The sequence below is a fragment of the Marinomonas algarum genome (assembly GCF_020532605.1).
Classification (GTDB): Bacteria; Pseudomonadota; Gammaproteobacteria; order Pseudomonadales; family Marinomonadaceae; genus Marinomonas; species Marinomonas algarum.
The window spans coordinates 230,135-245,014 of sequence record NZ_JAJATW010000003.1; the positions used below are offsets into that span (position 1 = coordinate 230,135).

The window sequence follows — 14,880 nt, forward strand, 5'->3', positions numbered from 1 at the left end:
TTTTTTAGGCTCAGTAACCTTATGCAACTTCAAACAGGGACTTTTGTAGCGTCGGTTGAGGATTCACAACCGACGCTCTCTTCTACCTACGAACAACCTAGAAATGCTTACGATGAAGCCTTTATGGAAGATCGCCAACCGCGTCCCCATTGGGAAATTTTATTGCGCAATATGGCAGGCTACACGGAAGAAGAAGTGCTTGATAAACAGCGCCGTGCTCAGCGTATTTTACGCGAAGACGGCGCCACCTATAACTTAACCAGCGACCCGCTGACACCCAGTGTTTGGTCGCTGGACCTTATCCCTAATATTATTCCAACCCATGAATGGCGCCTTATTGAGCAAGGCTTAACACAGCGCTCTCATCTGTTTGACTTGATTTTAAAAGACCTCTATGGCCCGCAAGAGCTTCTAAAAAACGGCATTATTCCATCAGAAATTATTTTTAGTCATCCAGGCTTTTTACGCCAATGTCACGGTGTCAATGTGCCAGGGATTCATCATTTATTACAACATGCTGTGGATTTGGTGCGTGACCATACCGGTCAATTTCAAGTCATAGGCGACCGTACTCAGGTGCCAAACGGCGCGGGCTACGCATTAGAAAATCGCACGGTCGTATCTCGAGTCATTCCAAACAGCTTTCGCGATAGCCAAGTGCGGCGTCTGGCCGGTTTTTTCCAAGCTTTCAAAGACATGCTGACATCCTTAGCCAGCGAATGGACAGACACGCCACGTATTGTCATGTTGTCTCCTGGGGCCTTTAGCAGCACCTACTTCGAACAAGCGTACCTAGCCAACTACCTTGGCTTCCCCCTTGTTCAAGGCAGCGACTTAACCGTGCGTAATGGCGCTGTATGGATGAAATCATTGAATGGTTTGGCCCGTGTCGACGTTATCTTGCGTCGTGTTGAAGACGCCTATTGCGATCAAGCCGAGCTCAGAGCCGATTCCTTTTTGGGTGTGCCGGGGTTATTAGAAGTGGTTCGCTCTGGCAATGTGGTGTTAGCCAACCCTCTTGGCAGTGGCATCTTGGAAGCGCCTGCTCTGATAAAGTTTCTCCCTGCCATCAGTGAATTTCTGACGGGAGAAACACTCACCTTACCCTCGGTCGCTACCTGGTGGTGCGGCGATAAGGCAGACCTTGACTATGTGATCAACAACATAGCCCAACTGATTATCAAACCCGCCATTCGCAACGCAAATAACAGCAGTGTATATGGCCATACATTAAGTGAAAAAGACAAACTCGACACCATCGAAAAAATTCAACAGAACCCTCATCTGTTCGTGGCACAAAGCTACGTACCTGGCTCTATTTCACCGGTTTGGTTAGACGGTAAAGTACAGGCTAGACCGAGCTTACTGCGTGCTTTTACCATCGCGGGAAAAGAAGGTTATTGCGTTATGCCTGGCGGCTTATCGCGAGCGGGTGAATCAAAAACAGAAGCCATCGTATCCAATATTTCCGACTCAAAAAGTAAAGACACTTGGGTATTGGCCGCAGAGCCAGAAAAACAAGAAAGCCTCGAAAACGAACACATTATGTTACAAGACGAGGCCTTGCAGCATAACTTGCCAAGCCGTGTTGTCGAAAACTTATTTTGGATGGGGCGATACGCTGAACGCGCTGAAATCAGCATGCGTTTGTTGCGCACCCTGTTTAAACAAATGAATGGTGTTGATCCTCTACCGGAAGACTGTCATCGCTTATTGCTGGAAATGGCCTCCACACAAACAGGCTGTTTGCCCGGCTTCATGGAAGCCGACGATGAGATGTTTGCCCATCCAGAAGAAGAATTGGTGTCTATTATTACCGATGGCAATCGCGCTGGCTCCATTAAATCGAACTTACAAGCCATGCTCAGTTGCAGCGAGCAAGTCAAAGAAATGCTTTCTGCGGATACTCGCATCATTATTAATGAATTACGTGATCATATTCATGAGCTGGATAGAGCTTACACCAATGGTTTGCCGTCAGCGCCCGAAGAATCATTAGACAACCTAGTGACCTCCTTACTGGCCTTATCGGGGTTAAATCATGAGAGCATGTTACGAGGCCTGGACTGGACATTCCAAGAGATTGGCCGTCGTACCGAGCGCGCTTTACAGACTGCGACACTGTTGCGTTCTGCACTTACCACGCCCTTACCGTCTGCCTCACAACAGCAGATTCTTGAGTCGGTACTATTAAGCGTAGAAGCACTTATTTCTTTCCGCCGACGCTACCGAAATCGTGCGCGTATCGCTTACGGTTTGGATTTATTAATGATTGACGGCACGAACCCACGCTCCCTGCTGTATCAAATTGATCAATTGCGTAAGTACACTCAAGCGTTACCACGTAATGAAACCACAACCGCAGGACTGAGCCCTGAGAACAAAGTCATTCTACAGTCACTTTACGCCATTCAACTGGCCGATTTAGAGACATTGGCCAAAGTCGACGACGACACACAAACGCGCTACCAGCTTGAATGGCTGATGACTGAATTACTGGAGAGGTTAGAACAGTTTACCGTATTGATTAGCGACAAATATTTTGACCACACAGCAGGCCCACAGCCTTTGATGAAGTCTATTGGAGAGTCTCGTTTATGAGGTATCGTGTACGCCATATCACCGAATACACTTACGGTGCCCCTGTCAGCTTGTGCTATAACATGGCGCATTTATTGGCCAGAGACACTCAAAACCAGCGTTGTATTCATCATAAAATTCAAATTAATCCGCCTCCTGTTTATCAAAACGAAGGGGAAGATTATTTTGGCAATCAGACGTTTTATTTTTCCATTCAAGAAGCGCATAAAAAGCTGGTCATCGATGTCACAACGGATTTTGAAATCACACCATTGAACCCACTTGAATGGCAACAGCAGAACACCACCTCTTGCGGACAGTTGCGTAGCCTATTGGCCTCACCCGACACACCGGAATTGCGTATGGCAAAAGAATTCTTACTCGACTCACCACAAATATGTCGTTCTGCTGACTTAAAAGCCTACGCTGACAGTACTTTTGCGGACGATAAGCCGTTACTGCAAGCAGCTCTGGCATTTACTCACAAAATTTTCACCGAGTTCAAATTTGACCCCACCACCACAACGGTTGCTACTCCCTTAGAGCAGGTATTAAAGCAACGCAGTGGCGTGTGTCAGGATTTTGCTCACTTGGCCATTGGTTGCTTGCGTTCTGTCGGTATCCCGGCTCGCTATATGAGTGGTTACCTAGAAACTCTGCCGCCGCCAGGGCAAGAAAAACTCGTGGGTGCCGATGCGTCCCATGCTTGGTTTGCCATTTTTATCCCAGAAATGGGCTGGGTCGAGTTTGATCCAACGAACGATGTGATGCCAAACGAGCAACATATTGTCACCGCTTGGGGACGAGATTACTCGGACGTTACGCCGCTTCAAGGTGTTATTTTTGAAGGTGGCGGTTCCCAACAGCTTGCGGTCTCCGTCGACGTTCGACGCTTATAAACCATCATTTATGCCGCTACTAGGACCGAGATGCTCTGCGTCTCGGTCTTTTTATTCGTACATTTATTGCACAACCCGCCGCGCACGTAGCATGTAAGGTCGATATAGGGTAAGCTTCGCAAAATTCTTGCATGCCCTGACCTTTCAGCTTTGCGCCTGCCTATATAACACACGAGAACATCTATGAGTTTCAGCAATCTTGGGCTTTCTGCCCCTATTTTAAAAGCCATTGAAGACCAAGGCTACACCAAGCCATCCGCCATTCAAGAGCAAGCTATTCCTGCCATTCTTGACGGACAAGACGTCATGGCCGCAGCGCAAACAGGAACAGGTAAAACAGCAGGCTTCACCCTGCCGCTCTTGGAGAGATTAAATCAAGGCGAGCATGCACAAAACAACCAAGTACGTGCCCTTGTTCTCACACCAACCCGTGAACTCGCAGCACAGGTCGCAGAAAGCGTTAAAAACTATGGCCAACATTTGTCATTAAAATCCACTGTGGTGTTTGGCGGTGTCAAAATTAACCCCCAAATGATGGCATTGCGTCGCGGTGCCGACATTCTTATTGCAACGCCTGGTCGTATGATGGATTTGTACAACCAAAAAGCCGTACGCTTCGATAAACTTGAAGTTTTGGTGCTGGATGAAGCCGACCGCATGCTGGACATGGGCTTTATTCATGACATCAAAAAAATCTTGGCTATTTTGCCGAAGAAGCGCCAAAACTTATTGTTTTCAGCGACATTTTCCCCTGAAATTCGCCAACTTGCCAAAGGCTTGGTTAACAACCCTATTGAAATATCCGTCACGCCACGTAACGCTACCGCCGTGTCTGTTGAGCAATGGTTACACCCAGTTGATAAAAAGCGTAAGACCGAGCTTTTGATTAAGTTAGTTAAAGAAGGTCGTTGGGATCAAGCACTGGTATTTTCTCGCACCAAGCATGGTGCCAATAAGATCACTAAATTGTTAGAAGACGCCGGCATTCGCGCCAGTGCGATTCATGGCAATAAGAGCCAAGGCGCACGAACACGCGCCTTGTCGGACTTTAAAGAAGGTCGTATTCGTATTCTTGTCGCCACTGACATTGCTGCTCGTGGTCTAGACATCGAGCAACTGCCTCATGTGGTTAACTTTGATTTGCCTGATGTGGCAGAAGATTATGTCCACCGTATTGGTCGAACAGGACGTGCCGGCGCAACAGGTAAAGCGATATCTCTTGTCGCTGCGGATGAGTTAGATCAACTTCGTGCGATCGAACGTCTAACGCAAAAGCTTATCGAGCGTCGCTATGATGATGACTTTATGCCGACTCATATGTTGCCTGATACTACCCTCGATACACGTCCTATCAAGCCCAACAAACCGAAAAAGCCGAAAGCACCGAGAGATCAAAACAACGCTCCTCGTGGCAATGGGGGCAAACAAGGCAGCAACAGTAATAGAACAGGGAACGCACCAAAATCCGGTAACCGTCGCCCTAGCAGTGATAAAGCGTCGCCTGTCAAAGCAGACATGACCCCAGGACAAGGATTGCGCAGTAAGCCTCTGGCCCCTGCACGTCGTAATCGCCGTCCAGCGAAACAAGACTAAGCGCTCTCCTCTAACAAAAATGCCATTCATCTTATCGTAATGAATGGCATTTTTCGTTTTTAGCACACGCTCCGACAATACGCCTACTTCAATGTATAAGACGAGATTTCTTTTAGCACATTATCAAAACGCTGTTTCGCCTGATCGGCCCCATCATCTGTCTTGTTGACCATCTCCAAAATTCGTTCTGAACGTTGGCTGACGTTTTGGATATTTTTATTAATTTCTTCAGATACTTGGGATTGCTCTTCTGATGAGGTCGCGACGCGCTCAATGGTCATGGCCAGTTCGGCGATTGAATCGAATAAGCCCTGCATCATCGCTACATTATCTGTCACAACATGGGAGGTATCTGTTGCCATATTGGCACATTGCCCCATAGACGTCAGAGCACTTTTTCCAGAGTCCACCAGCGACTCTATCATAGCGCGAATTTCATCGGTTGAGTTTTGGGTACGTTGAGCCAAGGTTCTCACTTCATCAGCAACAACAGCAAACCCTCGCCCCTGTTCACCCGCACGTGCTGCTTCGATCGCCGCATTAAGTGCTAATAAGTTCGTTTGCTCAGCAATCGATTCGATCGTTTGTAAAATGGTACTGATCTCTTCAGTGTGCTCAGTAACCGATTGGACCGCTTTGTAACCCCCTTCTACTTCAGACGATAATTGTGCAATCGAGTGAAGAATGGTCTGCATACGCTCTGAACCTTGTGTACTTTCTGCTCGGATACTTTCCGTCGCCTGCGCAGAGGACTGCATATCTTGGGAGATTGTATTACTGGTCAAAGACATCTCTTCCACTGCTGATGCCATCAAGTCCGTTTGATCAAACTGTTGTCGCGTTTCCTGTACAGCGCTTTGAGAAAAATCGCCCAACGCCGTCATGCTGTTTTTAGATTCCGATGCCATGTCCATCATCAACCCAAAAGAGCGGCGCAAATGATCAAGGTGAATATTTAAGTAGCCAATGATTTCACCCAGTTCGTCTGATGACGTATTTTCAATACGACCCACCAAGTTTCGCTCTGATGATACATTCGATAATGCCTGACTAATGTCACGTACACGCTTAGTTAAGGAGCGAGATAAGCGATAAGCCAACAGCATAATAGGTGAAATCAATACAATAAAACCGATCACTAGACCATTTCGATACCACTGACTTTGAGACACTAAATCTGCACTCAATGTCTGTATGTTACCGCTAATGTCGTCAGCGGCTTTTTTGATTAGACCAATTTTAACGGTGGCTAATTCGAACCAACGACTTGGACCTTGTACTGACGAGACATCCGTCATTGCTAAGAAGCCATCTGTGGCCTGATTGACTGCTTGCCACTGATCATCCTGAGTCAATGCCGCCAACATGGCTTTTTGTTGATCCGAAGCAATCATATTAAAATGTTCAGATTGATGACGCTCACTTTCAACAAATGCCGCTATTTGAGATTGACGTTTTAGCGTTGTCGTTTGCGCCATATACACACCATTTAGCGCACCACGGTACTGACCCACTCGCTCTTTCATCCATAACAAACTCAGGCGCGTTTCAAGTGTCTTGGCGATATCACGATGACGAATGTCTAAAATCACCCTTTCTATCGCGTTTAACGACTGGCGGTTGACCTCAGAATAATAGTCAAAGGCGCCATTATTCGTATCCAGTCGATCCACTTTTTGTCGTATCGCTTGCTTGTCTTTTAAAGAAGACAGAACCGATGATCGCAAGTCATTAAGCTGTTCAGCGGTTAACTGCTCAAATTCAGAAGGTGAAACCTCACGCAACACCGCTTCGGCCTGATCCGCTGCCTTCCTTTGTGCCGCTAAAGCACGGCCACCATTGCTTCCCTTACTGCCTAAAAAACCGGCGCTTAGTCCTCGCTCAACAGCAAAATTGTGCGCCACGTCATCAAACATGGATGACAGCTTTACCATGTCCGCAGCAGCAAGCCCTTCTTCCACTTTTTTATTGAGGTCGCTCACTAATAAAAAAACAAGAATAATCGCAAATAAAGAGGGTAAAATCCCCACTATGGCAATGGAATGAGATACTTTAAGTTTAGAAAAAATAGCCATGGTGGTCTCCGATTTTTAGGGGTGCTGTGATCATATCATTAGTTCATGAAACAAGGAAAAAATGCACAACTAATACAGATCACAATGCAAGCAAGCACCCAGTACATCGGCATCAAACTGCGCTTCAAGCACCTTAATGACTTGTTCACCAAAACCAAGACGACTGCCACATACATAGATCTGGGCACCTTTTTGATTAACCCATTCTTGTAGCCTCTCAGACTGTTGGTACAGAATGTCTTGAACATAACACTGATGGCTACGAGACCAAGCCTTATCAATGTGCGTCAACAAGCCCTCAGCCTGAAAACGCTCAAAGTCTTCCCCAAAATAGTCGTCATATTGCGCATACTGCTCTCCAAAAATCAGCCAATGCTCACACTGAGACTGCCACTGTTGCTTTTGTTGCAAAAAGCCACGAAAGGGTGCCACACCTGTTCCGGCGGCAATCATAATAAGAGGGACATCCTGATGGAGACGAAAGGACTCATGAACGCGCAACTGAGCTTGTATGGTATCGCCCTTCGCTAAGCGACATAAATACCCCGAGCCATTTCCTAATGAACCATCCGCTCGGCAATGCTGACGAACGAGTAAGCTCAAAGTGCTTTCTTGGTGAGACGCAATGGAATAGAGACGCTCATGAATCGGAGACAGCCTATCCACCAGTGCTTGTGGTGTCGGTGCTGTTTCATCACTCCAATCAAGTGTTAACAAGGCATCCAATAAGGTCGTCGATTGCCCTTCTAATAGAACATTGTCCGTTTCATGCCAACCGTTTTCTAAAATACGCTTTCGGCATTCTAATGGCGATATCTCTGGATAAACCGCCAGCAAGTCTCCCGCACTGTATTCCATATGCTCCCCTCGAAAATGAAGCACATGAGCGGCTCTGTCCTCACGTGGCGCATTGACCTGCTGATTGTCTTGCACCGTCAAGGTCGTCATCGCGATTTCCAAAGGATCGGCAGAGGCACCCACTAAAGCACCCACCTGTTGCCACCAGCATTCGATACTGTGCTTATTCATTTTATCGACTTCATGTACGGGCAATAAGGAATTGAATCCTCTTTTTTCCATCAAGGAGGATAATTGATGACCAAAAGCACAAAAACGCGGATAACTGCGGTCACCTAATGCCAACACAGCAAACATGGGCGCGTCTGCTTTTGGTTGTCCCTTTGAATCCTTTAACTCTTTTAACTCTCTTAACAAAGCCTGAGCACTGTCCGGTGGCGCCCCCTCACCACACGTACTCACAACAAAAAAGACCCGTTGATACTGATGTATTTGCTCAATACTTAACGTTGAAATACAACGCACATCAAGCAGAGTATGGGCCATTCGATACAATTGCTCAGCCAACTGACGAGCACTGCCAGTCTGGCTAGCGTAGGTGATAAGAGTCGTTCTTGGTGTGTTTCTCGTTTTTTGAAGGCGTATGGAAGCAATCCAAACACCGCCAATTAAAAAAGCCAGCACCAACACACTGACGGCTAATACTGAGAGTATCTTAAATAGGAAAATATCTAAGGTTGAAAAACGGTGCAGTAGCGTATTTTGGTGTAAGACAAAGCACCCAACCTCTTCTGAGCAATGCAGAGTATAAGCGCCCAAACTCATACCGTTTTCCATTACCCACGACTCTGTCGACAGGGTGACATCAGGATACCCAAGTAATAATAAGCCCATGCCATATAAAAGAGCAAAAACACCCATTGCCCATAAAAAATACAAGAGCGGCTTGACTAACATCGGCAACACAGACAAAGGCGAACACCTCCCCTTACACAACAATCGTCGCTCCTGAAAACCCTCAAGGTGATCAAAACCTATTCAAAAACATAAAATCATGAGAATAGTTATCATTGTATTGCAAAAAACCATCGATAGCGATTACCATATGGCAATCAATTACATTAAGTAATAATTACCATTTAACTTTCATTTGTGAGTCTAATGATCACGTTTAACCGTTGGGCACGCTGGCTGCATATTTACAGTGCCGCCCCTGTACTTTTGCTGATGCTTTTCTTTGCCGGTACGGGCCTGTTACTCAATCACAGCAACTGGGCAGCAGGAGAAATAAAAAACACCGATCAACGCTTAACACTACCCAATTCGTTGACGACATTAGACTGGCGTCTTGATCCAGGAATCACGGCACTTTCCATGTTTCACTGGTTAGATCAAGCACACCAAATTCGAGGTGTTGATTTCTCATTTGAATGGGAAGAAGAAGAGCAACTGTTGTTGCTCTATTTGGACGGCCCACAAGGCAATTACGCCATAGAAGCCTATTATGAAGAAGGTATCGCTGAGGTTTATAAGACCCAATTGCCTTTTATTACGATGTTAAACAATTTACACAGAAACAAACACGTCAGTGGTTTATGGCGCTGGCTTTCAGATATTGCAGCCGTCTGTATGGCGCTATTTTGCTTGTCAGGGTTCTGGTTACTTGTCGTTAATACCTTACAAAGACAACACAGTTTGAGCTGGGTCGGCATTGGATCCGTCATCACAATATTGGCAATGTATTTAATGCACTAATTTATTTAAGGCATCAAGGAGAAAAGGAATGCGTGTTTTATTGTCGTCTTGCGCACTGGTCACAGCACTAGGATGGTCGGCTTTGTCTTCTGCCGCCACATTAGATGTCGCGTTTGATATTCCACAGGTCAACACTGGAAAAAACGCACGACCTTACGTAGCAATTTGGGCGGAAAACCAGGGGGAATCTAAGCCTCTGTTAGTTTGGCACTTACAAGACAAACAGGACGAATGGCTGTCCGATTTGCGTCGTTGGTGGCGCAAGATTGGCCGTTACGACAGCCACATCGACAGTATGACAGGGGCGACCAAAGGTCCTGGACATTACAACGAACGTTTTGAGATCAATGATTGGGAAAAATTTACCTTGTATGTGGAAGCGGCTCGTGAAAACGGTGGCCATTCCCTTGTCAAAACCAAAATTAACCTCCTCGATGACACTCATCAGTATCACATCCCAGCGGATACAGAAATCGGCAATATCACCATTAAGGTGACACCTTAGCGTTTGAGTTTTATGTGTCGCTGAACACGCTTTCACGTGTGCTCAGCGCTCGCTCTTTTTAACTTTAGTAAATAGGAATTAAAATGTTAAAAACCACTTTATGTACATTGGGCATCCTTGCCGCTAGCAGCAGTTTTGCACACGATCTGATGATCTTACCGGCTAAATCCATTATCACACAGTCTCCCGAGACCATCGCTGTTGATGTCACTGCGACACACGGCGTATACCGCTATGACAAACCGGTGTCCGCTGATGGCATTCGCGTTTTTGGTCCAGATGGCAAAAACATTCGCGACATTGGCACCGTAGTACAAAGTGCAACTCGCACCTCATTTGACCTTGATGTGGAAACCAACGGTACTTATAAGATTCTTTACAGCAGTTCACGATCCGGTTACATGACAAGTTACACAATCGGTGCTCGTGATACTAAGAAACGTGCTCGCCTTAGCAAAAGTGAACTCAAGGGTAACATTCCTGACACCGCAAAAAATGTTCAAACAACCAAGTATGAACGTCACGGTATGACATTTATTACCGCCAAAATGCCAACCACAGACGTTATGAAGCCAACCAATAAGGGCTTTGAGATCATTCCTGTGACACACCCAGCAGATTACATTAATGGCGAAGAAATCACGTTTAAAGCCTTACTAGATGGATCAGTTGCTCCTGGTGTCGAGATTGCCATCAAATCCGAAGCCGGTATTTATAATGGCAACCAACAGCCAATCACTCTTACCACTGACAAAGATGGCATGGCCTCTGTCACACTCGACGATGCTGGACGTTACTCATCGTTCTTCAGTTACGAAATGGACAGCAAAGACCCTGAAGCAGACAAACAATCATACGGTGTATTTTACACCTTCGAAGTGGTGTACGAATAATGTTGAGACTTCCTATTCTGTTGGGAAGTGCCTTGGCTTTGCTTTCGGGCGGAGCCTTTGCTCATTACCCAACACTTGATTGCAAACAAATTGACCAGTCTATCCAGTGCGTTGCCGCCTACAGTGACGGCTCAGTCGCTTTTAACGAAACGGTTCAAGCACTTACCTACGAAGACGAACTCATCACCTCGTTAACCACAGACGACAGCGGCATGATTCGTCTTCCTACCCCTTCAGGCGAGTATTACTTGCTGTTTGACCCCGGTCACGAAGATCCAGCTGAGTTCGATTATGCTGAATTCTAAACACGCGTCTCACCATGAGTCCCGTCTTTCGAACACCATGAGCATCGAGCAGGTTCAGCCTGCCGATGGCCGTGGTGAAACACGTTATTTTTTAATGGTGTGCTTTGGCGTCCTATTGCTGGCCGGAGGGCTATTGTCTTTACTTCATGGTCCGTCTAAACCTACGCTGTCGTCTTTACCTGAATCACACAGTAATCTCGCAACACAAATCAGCAATGCATTGGAAGAAATCACCTTGTTAGAAGAAGCTGGAATGCTCTTAGCGCCCTACCAGCTCAAGGACTTGCCCTTACCTCAACTGGCAACGGTCACTTTTATTCAACAAAACTCTCATTGTTTTACCTTGTTGCATCAAGGTGTTCTTTTTGCCGTTCAGAAAGAAGAATCGACATGGCAAGCACAATGGGTAAACAGTACACGTCAACGTGATTGTCACGCCCCACTTGACTGGAACGCGCTAAATCAATAATTACCCCAAAGGACATACAATGAAATTGATATTACTGGTCGTTTGCTTTGTATTAAGTATTAATGCTCATGCGCAAAGCCGGTTGCAAATCGGCATTACCCTCCACCCCTACTATTCCTATGTAAGCAATATTGTTGGTGATCGTGCTGATGTATTGCCTTTAATTAGCAGCGGATTTAACCCACACAATTATCAACTTAATCCTGCTGATATTGAACGGCTGAATCATCTAGATGCCCTTGTTGTTAATGGTATCGGTCACGATCTATTCGCCACTAACACAGTGGATCGCCTACAACCTAAAGGGTTAACTGTTATTTATGCTAATCAAGATGTGCCCTTGATAAGTGAAAGTGAGACAGTCAATCCTCACACTTTTGTGTCAATTGATGCCGCTATTCGTCAGGTATATACCATTGCAAAACAATTGGGAGAACTCGACCCTGATAATAAAAGCGTCTTCTTACGTAATGCCTTAGAGTACGCCAAAACGCTTCGTAGCCTTAAGCTTCCAGTACAAGACGCCTTGTTAAACCAGCAGACTAATAAAATCCGTATTGCCAGCACTCATGGTGCTTATGCTTATTTGTTGCAAGAATTTGGCCTAACCGTCTCTGCTGTTATCGAACCTGCGCACGGTGTCGCGCCGAGCGCGTCTCAGTTGGAAGATACGATCCAGACGATCCGAAAGCTCAACATTGATGTTTTGTTTACAGAGCTCAACATGGAAAACAAATACGTTGACTTGATTGAAAAAGAAACAGGCATCAAGGTTTATTACTTCAGCCACATGACCCATGGCGACTATAGCAAAGACATGGTGGAGAACGAAATGCGCCATAACCTCGCTAAGCTTGCACAGGCACTTCAAGAATGACAGGGCCAACACTGATACTCGACAAGGTCGCCTTTTATATTCAGAACAATGCGCTTTTAGCGCCCTCTTCCACAACGCTTTTTGGCGGTGGCTGGCACGCTATTGCTGGCCCTAATGGAGGGGGAAAAAGCACATTGTTAAAAGCGATTGCCGGATTGCTTAACCATCAAGGCAACATCACGTTGCAATGGCACAATGACGCTAAAACTGTTGGCTATATGCCTCAGCTTTCCCCTTTTGATGCGTCTCTTCCCATCACGTCCTCCGATTTTTTGCGCATGCACAGCGATAAACAGCCTGTATGGCAACGCTATAAGAAAAACCCAAAAATCGAAACGGTTATTGAAAAGGTAGGGATTAACAGCCTATTAAATAAACGCATCGGAACATTATCCACAGGCGAACGACAGCGCGTTCTATTGGCCTGCGCTTTACTCAACGAGCCTAGCATTCTCTTGCTCGATGAACCCATGGCGGGAGTCGATAAACAGGGCCGTGCTCATATTTTACGTCTGTTACAGAGCTTTAAGGAAACGGGAGGCACCTTGATCATGGTCGAACACGACTGGCAAATCATTCAAGATTGCTGCGATACATTGGTGTGGGTTGACGGTGAAATCCTTGCTCACGACGCCCCTGAGGTCATCCTCACTCCCCTGCAGGCTCCTACTTCCTTACAGGCTGTTAATAATACCGTTTATCGTCCTATCAAATCGGAGCGACACTATGCTGGCTAATATCCACTCTTGGTTTCAAGCTGGCGTCGACGCTGGCCTATTACCCAATATTTTCAGTTATGGTTTTGTGGTGAATGCCTTTATTGCCTGCTTAATGATTGGCCCTTTACTAGGCGCGCTGGGAACCTTAGTCGTGGTCAAACGCTTAGCCTTTTTATCTGAAGCGGTAGGTCACAGTGCGTTGACGGGGGTCTCGATCGGTATCTTGATGGGGGAACCTGTGACGGAACCTTGGATTAGCTTATTTGCTTTTTCCATTCTATTTGCGATCTCATTGCAGTGGGTACGTGGTCGTACGACCGTCCCTTATGATGCGTTAATCGGTGTTTTTCTTGCGTTTGCGCTTGCCCTAGGCGCGGCCCTCTTAATGTTTGTTGCTAAGAAAATTAACGCCCACCTAGTTGAGCAGGTTCTGTTTGGCTCCATCCTCACAGCATCGGCATACGACCTTATTATTCTAAGTGTGATTAGCGTTGCCGTTTTGATACTGGCTTTTACGGCCAGCAACCAGGCTTTTCTAAATGCATTAAGCCCAGACATTGCCAAAGCTCGACGCATACGCGTGACACTGCATGATTATGGATTTGTGTTGTTGATCGCGCTGATTACGGTCGCCGCTGTTAAGATTATTGGGGCTATTCTGGTCGGTGCACTATTGCTTATCCCTGCTGCTAGCGCCCGACTGATTGCGTCTGATTTACGCAGCATGGTGGGGTATTCCATGCTTATTGCAACCACCAGCGCCTTAACGGGTGTTCTGCTACCCATGCAGATGAAATGGGCAATCGGCACAGGGCCTGCCATTATTCTCGCCGCCTGCACCTGGTTTGTCTTCGCTATTTGTCTTTATTCCTTTCGTAAACGGAGCACAGCAATATGCGCTTAACTGTTATTTTGTAAGCGTCAGCTAAACCACACGTTTTAATCCTTGTTAAAAACCATAAAGTCTTTTGTTTTCTTTCATAGGAATAAAAGACTTATGTTTACCACTTCTGCTCAACTCAATGTGACTCTCATTTGTGGGCCAACTGATATGCGTAAAGCCATTGACGGTTTATGCAATATTGTCGCCTATGATCTGAAAAAAGAGCCTTGTAGTGATCATATTTTTGTCTTTTGCGGTCGAGCGCGCGATAAAGTCAAAATATTGCAATGGGCGTCAAATGGTTTCTGGTTGCATTATAAGCGGCTCGAAAAAGGGCATTTTCAGTGGCCTGGTATTGATGACGAACAATTGTCTATTCAAATCTCACCTCGTCAGCTTAATTGGTTGCTAGATGGCCTGGCTCTCAATTTACAAGAAGCACACCCACATTTAACCTATCGATATCATGACGAGTAAGGTGTTTGATTGGTATAATCCATCCCATGAAAACACTTCAAAATGACCTACC

14 protein-coding genes are annotated in these 14,880 nt (G+C 46.1%); 12 read left to right on the forward strand and 2 right to left on the reverse strand.

Annotated elements, in window-relative coordinates; genetic code table 11:
* Positions 1-21: 21 nt before the first annotated feature.
* The 3 genes from LG368_RS04055 to LG368_RS04065 all read left to right on the forward strand — a co-directional run bounded on the left by LG368_RS04055 (position 22) and on the right by LG368_RS04065 (position 5,072).
* Complete coding sequence (locus LG368_RS04055; RefSeq protein ID WP_226753448.1) at positions 22-2,601, forward strand: circularly permuted type 2 ATP-grasp protein; 2,580 nt, start codon at positions 22-24, stop codon at positions 2,599-2,601.
* Positions 2,598-3,479: a transglutaminase family protein gene (locus LG368_RS04060; protein ID WP_226753449.1), complete on the forward strand. Its 882-nt coding sequence runs from the start codon at positions 2,598-2,600 to the stop codon at positions 3,477-3,479. The genes LG368_RS04055 and LG368_RS04060 overlap by 4 nt, the downstream gene beginning before the upstream one ends.
* Positions 3,480-3,662: 183 nt before the next feature.
* The gene (locus tag LG368_RS04065; RefSeq protein WP_226753450.1) at positions 3,663-5,072 is read left to right on the forward strand and encodes a DEAD/DEAH box helicase; all 1,410 of its coding nucleotides are present in this window, start codon (positions 3,663-3,665) and stop codon (positions 5,070-5,072) included.
* Between the two features lie 83 nt (positions 5,073-5,155).
* Here LG368_RS04065 and LG368_RS04070 read toward each other — a convergent pair whose 3' ends face one another.
* Both LG368_RS04070 and LG368_RS04075 read right to left on the reverse strand, forming a co-directional pair.
* Positions 5,156-7,147, reverse strand: coding sequence for a methyl-accepting chemotaxis protein (locus tag LG368_RS04070; RefSeq protein ID WP_226753451.1), 1,992 nt, complete (start codon positions 7,145-7,147; stop codon positions 5,156-5,158).
* 69 nt (positions 7,148-7,216) lie between these two features.
* Entirely contained in the window at positions 7,217-8,911 is a 1,695-nt protein-coding gene (locus tag LG368_RS04075; protein WP_226753467.1) for a flavodoxin domain-containing protein, read from the reverse strand.
* 195 nt (positions 8,912-9,106) lie between these two features.
* Between LG368_RS04075 and LG368_RS04080 the strand changes: the two genes are divergently transcribed.
* The 9 genes from LG368_RS04080 to tnpB all read left to right on the forward strand — a co-directional run bounded on the left by LG368_RS04080 (position 9,107) and on the right by tnpB (position 14,828).
* Positions 9,107-9,700, forward strand: a complete 594-nt coding sequence (locus LG368_RS04080; protein WP_226753452.1) for a PepSY-associated TM helix domain-containing protein — start codon at positions 9,107-9,109, stop codon at positions 9,698-9,700.
* Between the two features lie 28 nt (positions 9,701-9,728).
* On the forward strand, positions 9,729-10,205 hold the full coding sequence (locus LG368_RS04085) for a DUF2271 domain-containing protein (RefSeq protein ID WP_226753453.1): 477 nt from the start codon (positions 9,729-9,731) through the stop codon (positions 10,203-10,205).
* 83 nt (positions 10,206-10,288) lie between these two features.
* Positions 10,289-11,098, forward strand: coding sequence for a DUF4198 domain-containing protein (locus LG368_RS04090; RefSeq protein ID WP_226753454.1), 810 nt, complete (start codon positions 10,289-10,291; stop codon positions 11,096-11,098).
* Positions 11,098-11,403, forward strand: a complete 306-nt coding sequence (locus LG368_RS04095) for a hypothetical protein (protein WP_226753455.1) — start codon at positions 11,098-11,100, stop codon at positions 11,401-11,403. Before LG368_RS04090 ends, LG368_RS04095 begins: the two co-directional genes overlap by 1 nt.
* A complete protein-coding gene (locus LG368_RS04100; protein WP_226753456.1) occupies positions 11,390-11,872 on the forward strand; it encodes a hypothetical protein in 483 nt (160 codons plus the stop codon). Before LG368_RS04095 ends, LG368_RS04100 begins: the two co-directional genes overlap by 14 nt.
* A 19-nt stretch (positions 11,873-11,891) precedes the next feature.
* Positions 11,892-12,749 (forward strand): metal ABC transporter solute-binding protein, Zn/Mn family, encoded by an 858-nt coding sequence (locus tag LG368_RS04105; RefSeq protein WP_226753457.1) that lies wholly within the window; start codon positions 11,892-11,894, stop codon positions 12,747-12,749.
* Positions 12,746-13,486 (forward strand): metal ABC transporter ATP-binding protein, encoded by a 741-nt coding sequence (locus tag LG368_RS04110; RefSeq protein WP_226753458.1) that lies wholly within the window; start codon positions 12,746-12,748, stop codon positions 13,484-13,486. The genes LG368_RS04105 and LG368_RS04110 overlap by 4 nt, the downstream gene beginning before the upstream one ends.
* Positions 13,476-14,372, forward strand: a complete 897-nt coding sequence (locus tag LG368_RS04115; RefSeq protein ID WP_226753459.1) for a metal ABC transporter permease — start codon at positions 13,476-13,478, stop codon at positions 14,370-14,372. Before LG368_RS04110 ends, LG368_RS04115 begins: the two co-directional genes overlap by 11 nt.
* Positions 14,373-14,465: 93 nt before the next feature.
* Positions 14,466-14,828 (forward strand): IS66 family insertion sequence element accessory protein TnpB, encoded by a 363-nt coding sequence (gene tnpB / locus LG368_RS04120; RefSeq protein WP_226753460.1) that lies wholly within the window; start codon positions 14,466-14,468, stop codon positions 14,826-14,828.
* Positions 14,829-14,880 lie beyond the last annotated feature (52 nt).

Excerpts from the sequence above, each read along its gene's own strand:
- LG368_RS04070 (WP_226753451.1), bottom strand. The coding sequence starts at position 7,147 with ATGGCTATTTTTTCTAAACTTAAAGTATCTCATTCCATTGCCATAGTG.
- LG368_RS04065 (WP_226753450.1), top strand. The coding sequence starts at position 3,663 with ATGAGTTTCAGCAATCTTGGGCTTTCTGCCCCTATTTTAAAAGCCATT.
- LG368_RS04115 (WP_226753459.1), top strand. The coding sequence starts at position 13,476 with ATGCTGGCTAATATCCACTCTTGGTTTCAAGCTGGCGTCGACGCTGGC.
- LG368_RS04095 (WP_226753455.1), top strand. The coding sequence starts at position 11,098 with ATGTTGAGACTTCCTATTCTGTTGGGAAGTGCCTTGGCTTTGCTTTCG.
- LG368_RS04110 (WP_226753458.1), top strand. The coding sequence starts at position 12,746 with ATGACAGGGCCAACACTGATACTCGACAAGGTCGCCTTTTATATTCAG.
- LG368_RS04085 (WP_226753453.1), top strand. The coding sequence starts at position 9,729 with ATGCGTGTTTTATTGTCGTCTTGCGCACTGGTCACAGCACTAGGATGG.
- LG368_RS04080 (WP_226753452.1), top strand. The coding sequence starts at position 9,107 with ATGATCACGTTTAACCGTTGGGCACGCTGGCTGCATATTTACAGTGCC.
- LG368_RS04100 (WP_226753456.1), top strand. The coding sequence starts at position 11,390 with ATGCTGAATTCTAAACACGCGTCTCACCATGAGTCCCGTCTTTCGAAC.
- LG368_RS04055 (WP_226753448.1), top strand. The coding sequence starts at position 22 with ATGCAACTTCAAACAGGGACTTTTGTAGCGTCGGTTGAGGATTCACAA.
- LG368_RS04060 (WP_226753449.1), top strand. The coding sequence starts at position 2,598 with ATGAGGTATCGTGTACGCCATATCACCGAATACACTTACGGTGCCCCT.
- tnpB (WP_226753460.1), top strand. The coding sequence starts at position 14,466 with ATGTTTACCACTTCTGCTCAACTCAATGTGACTCTCATTTGTGGGCCA.
- LG368_RS04105 (WP_226753457.1), top strand. The coding sequence starts at position 11,892 with ATGAAATTGATATTACTGGTCGTTTGCTTTGTATTAAGTATTAATGCT.
- LG368_RS04090 (WP_226753454.1), top strand. The coding sequence starts at position 10,289 with ATGTTAAAAACCACTTTATGTACATTGGGCATCCTTGCCGCTAGCAGC.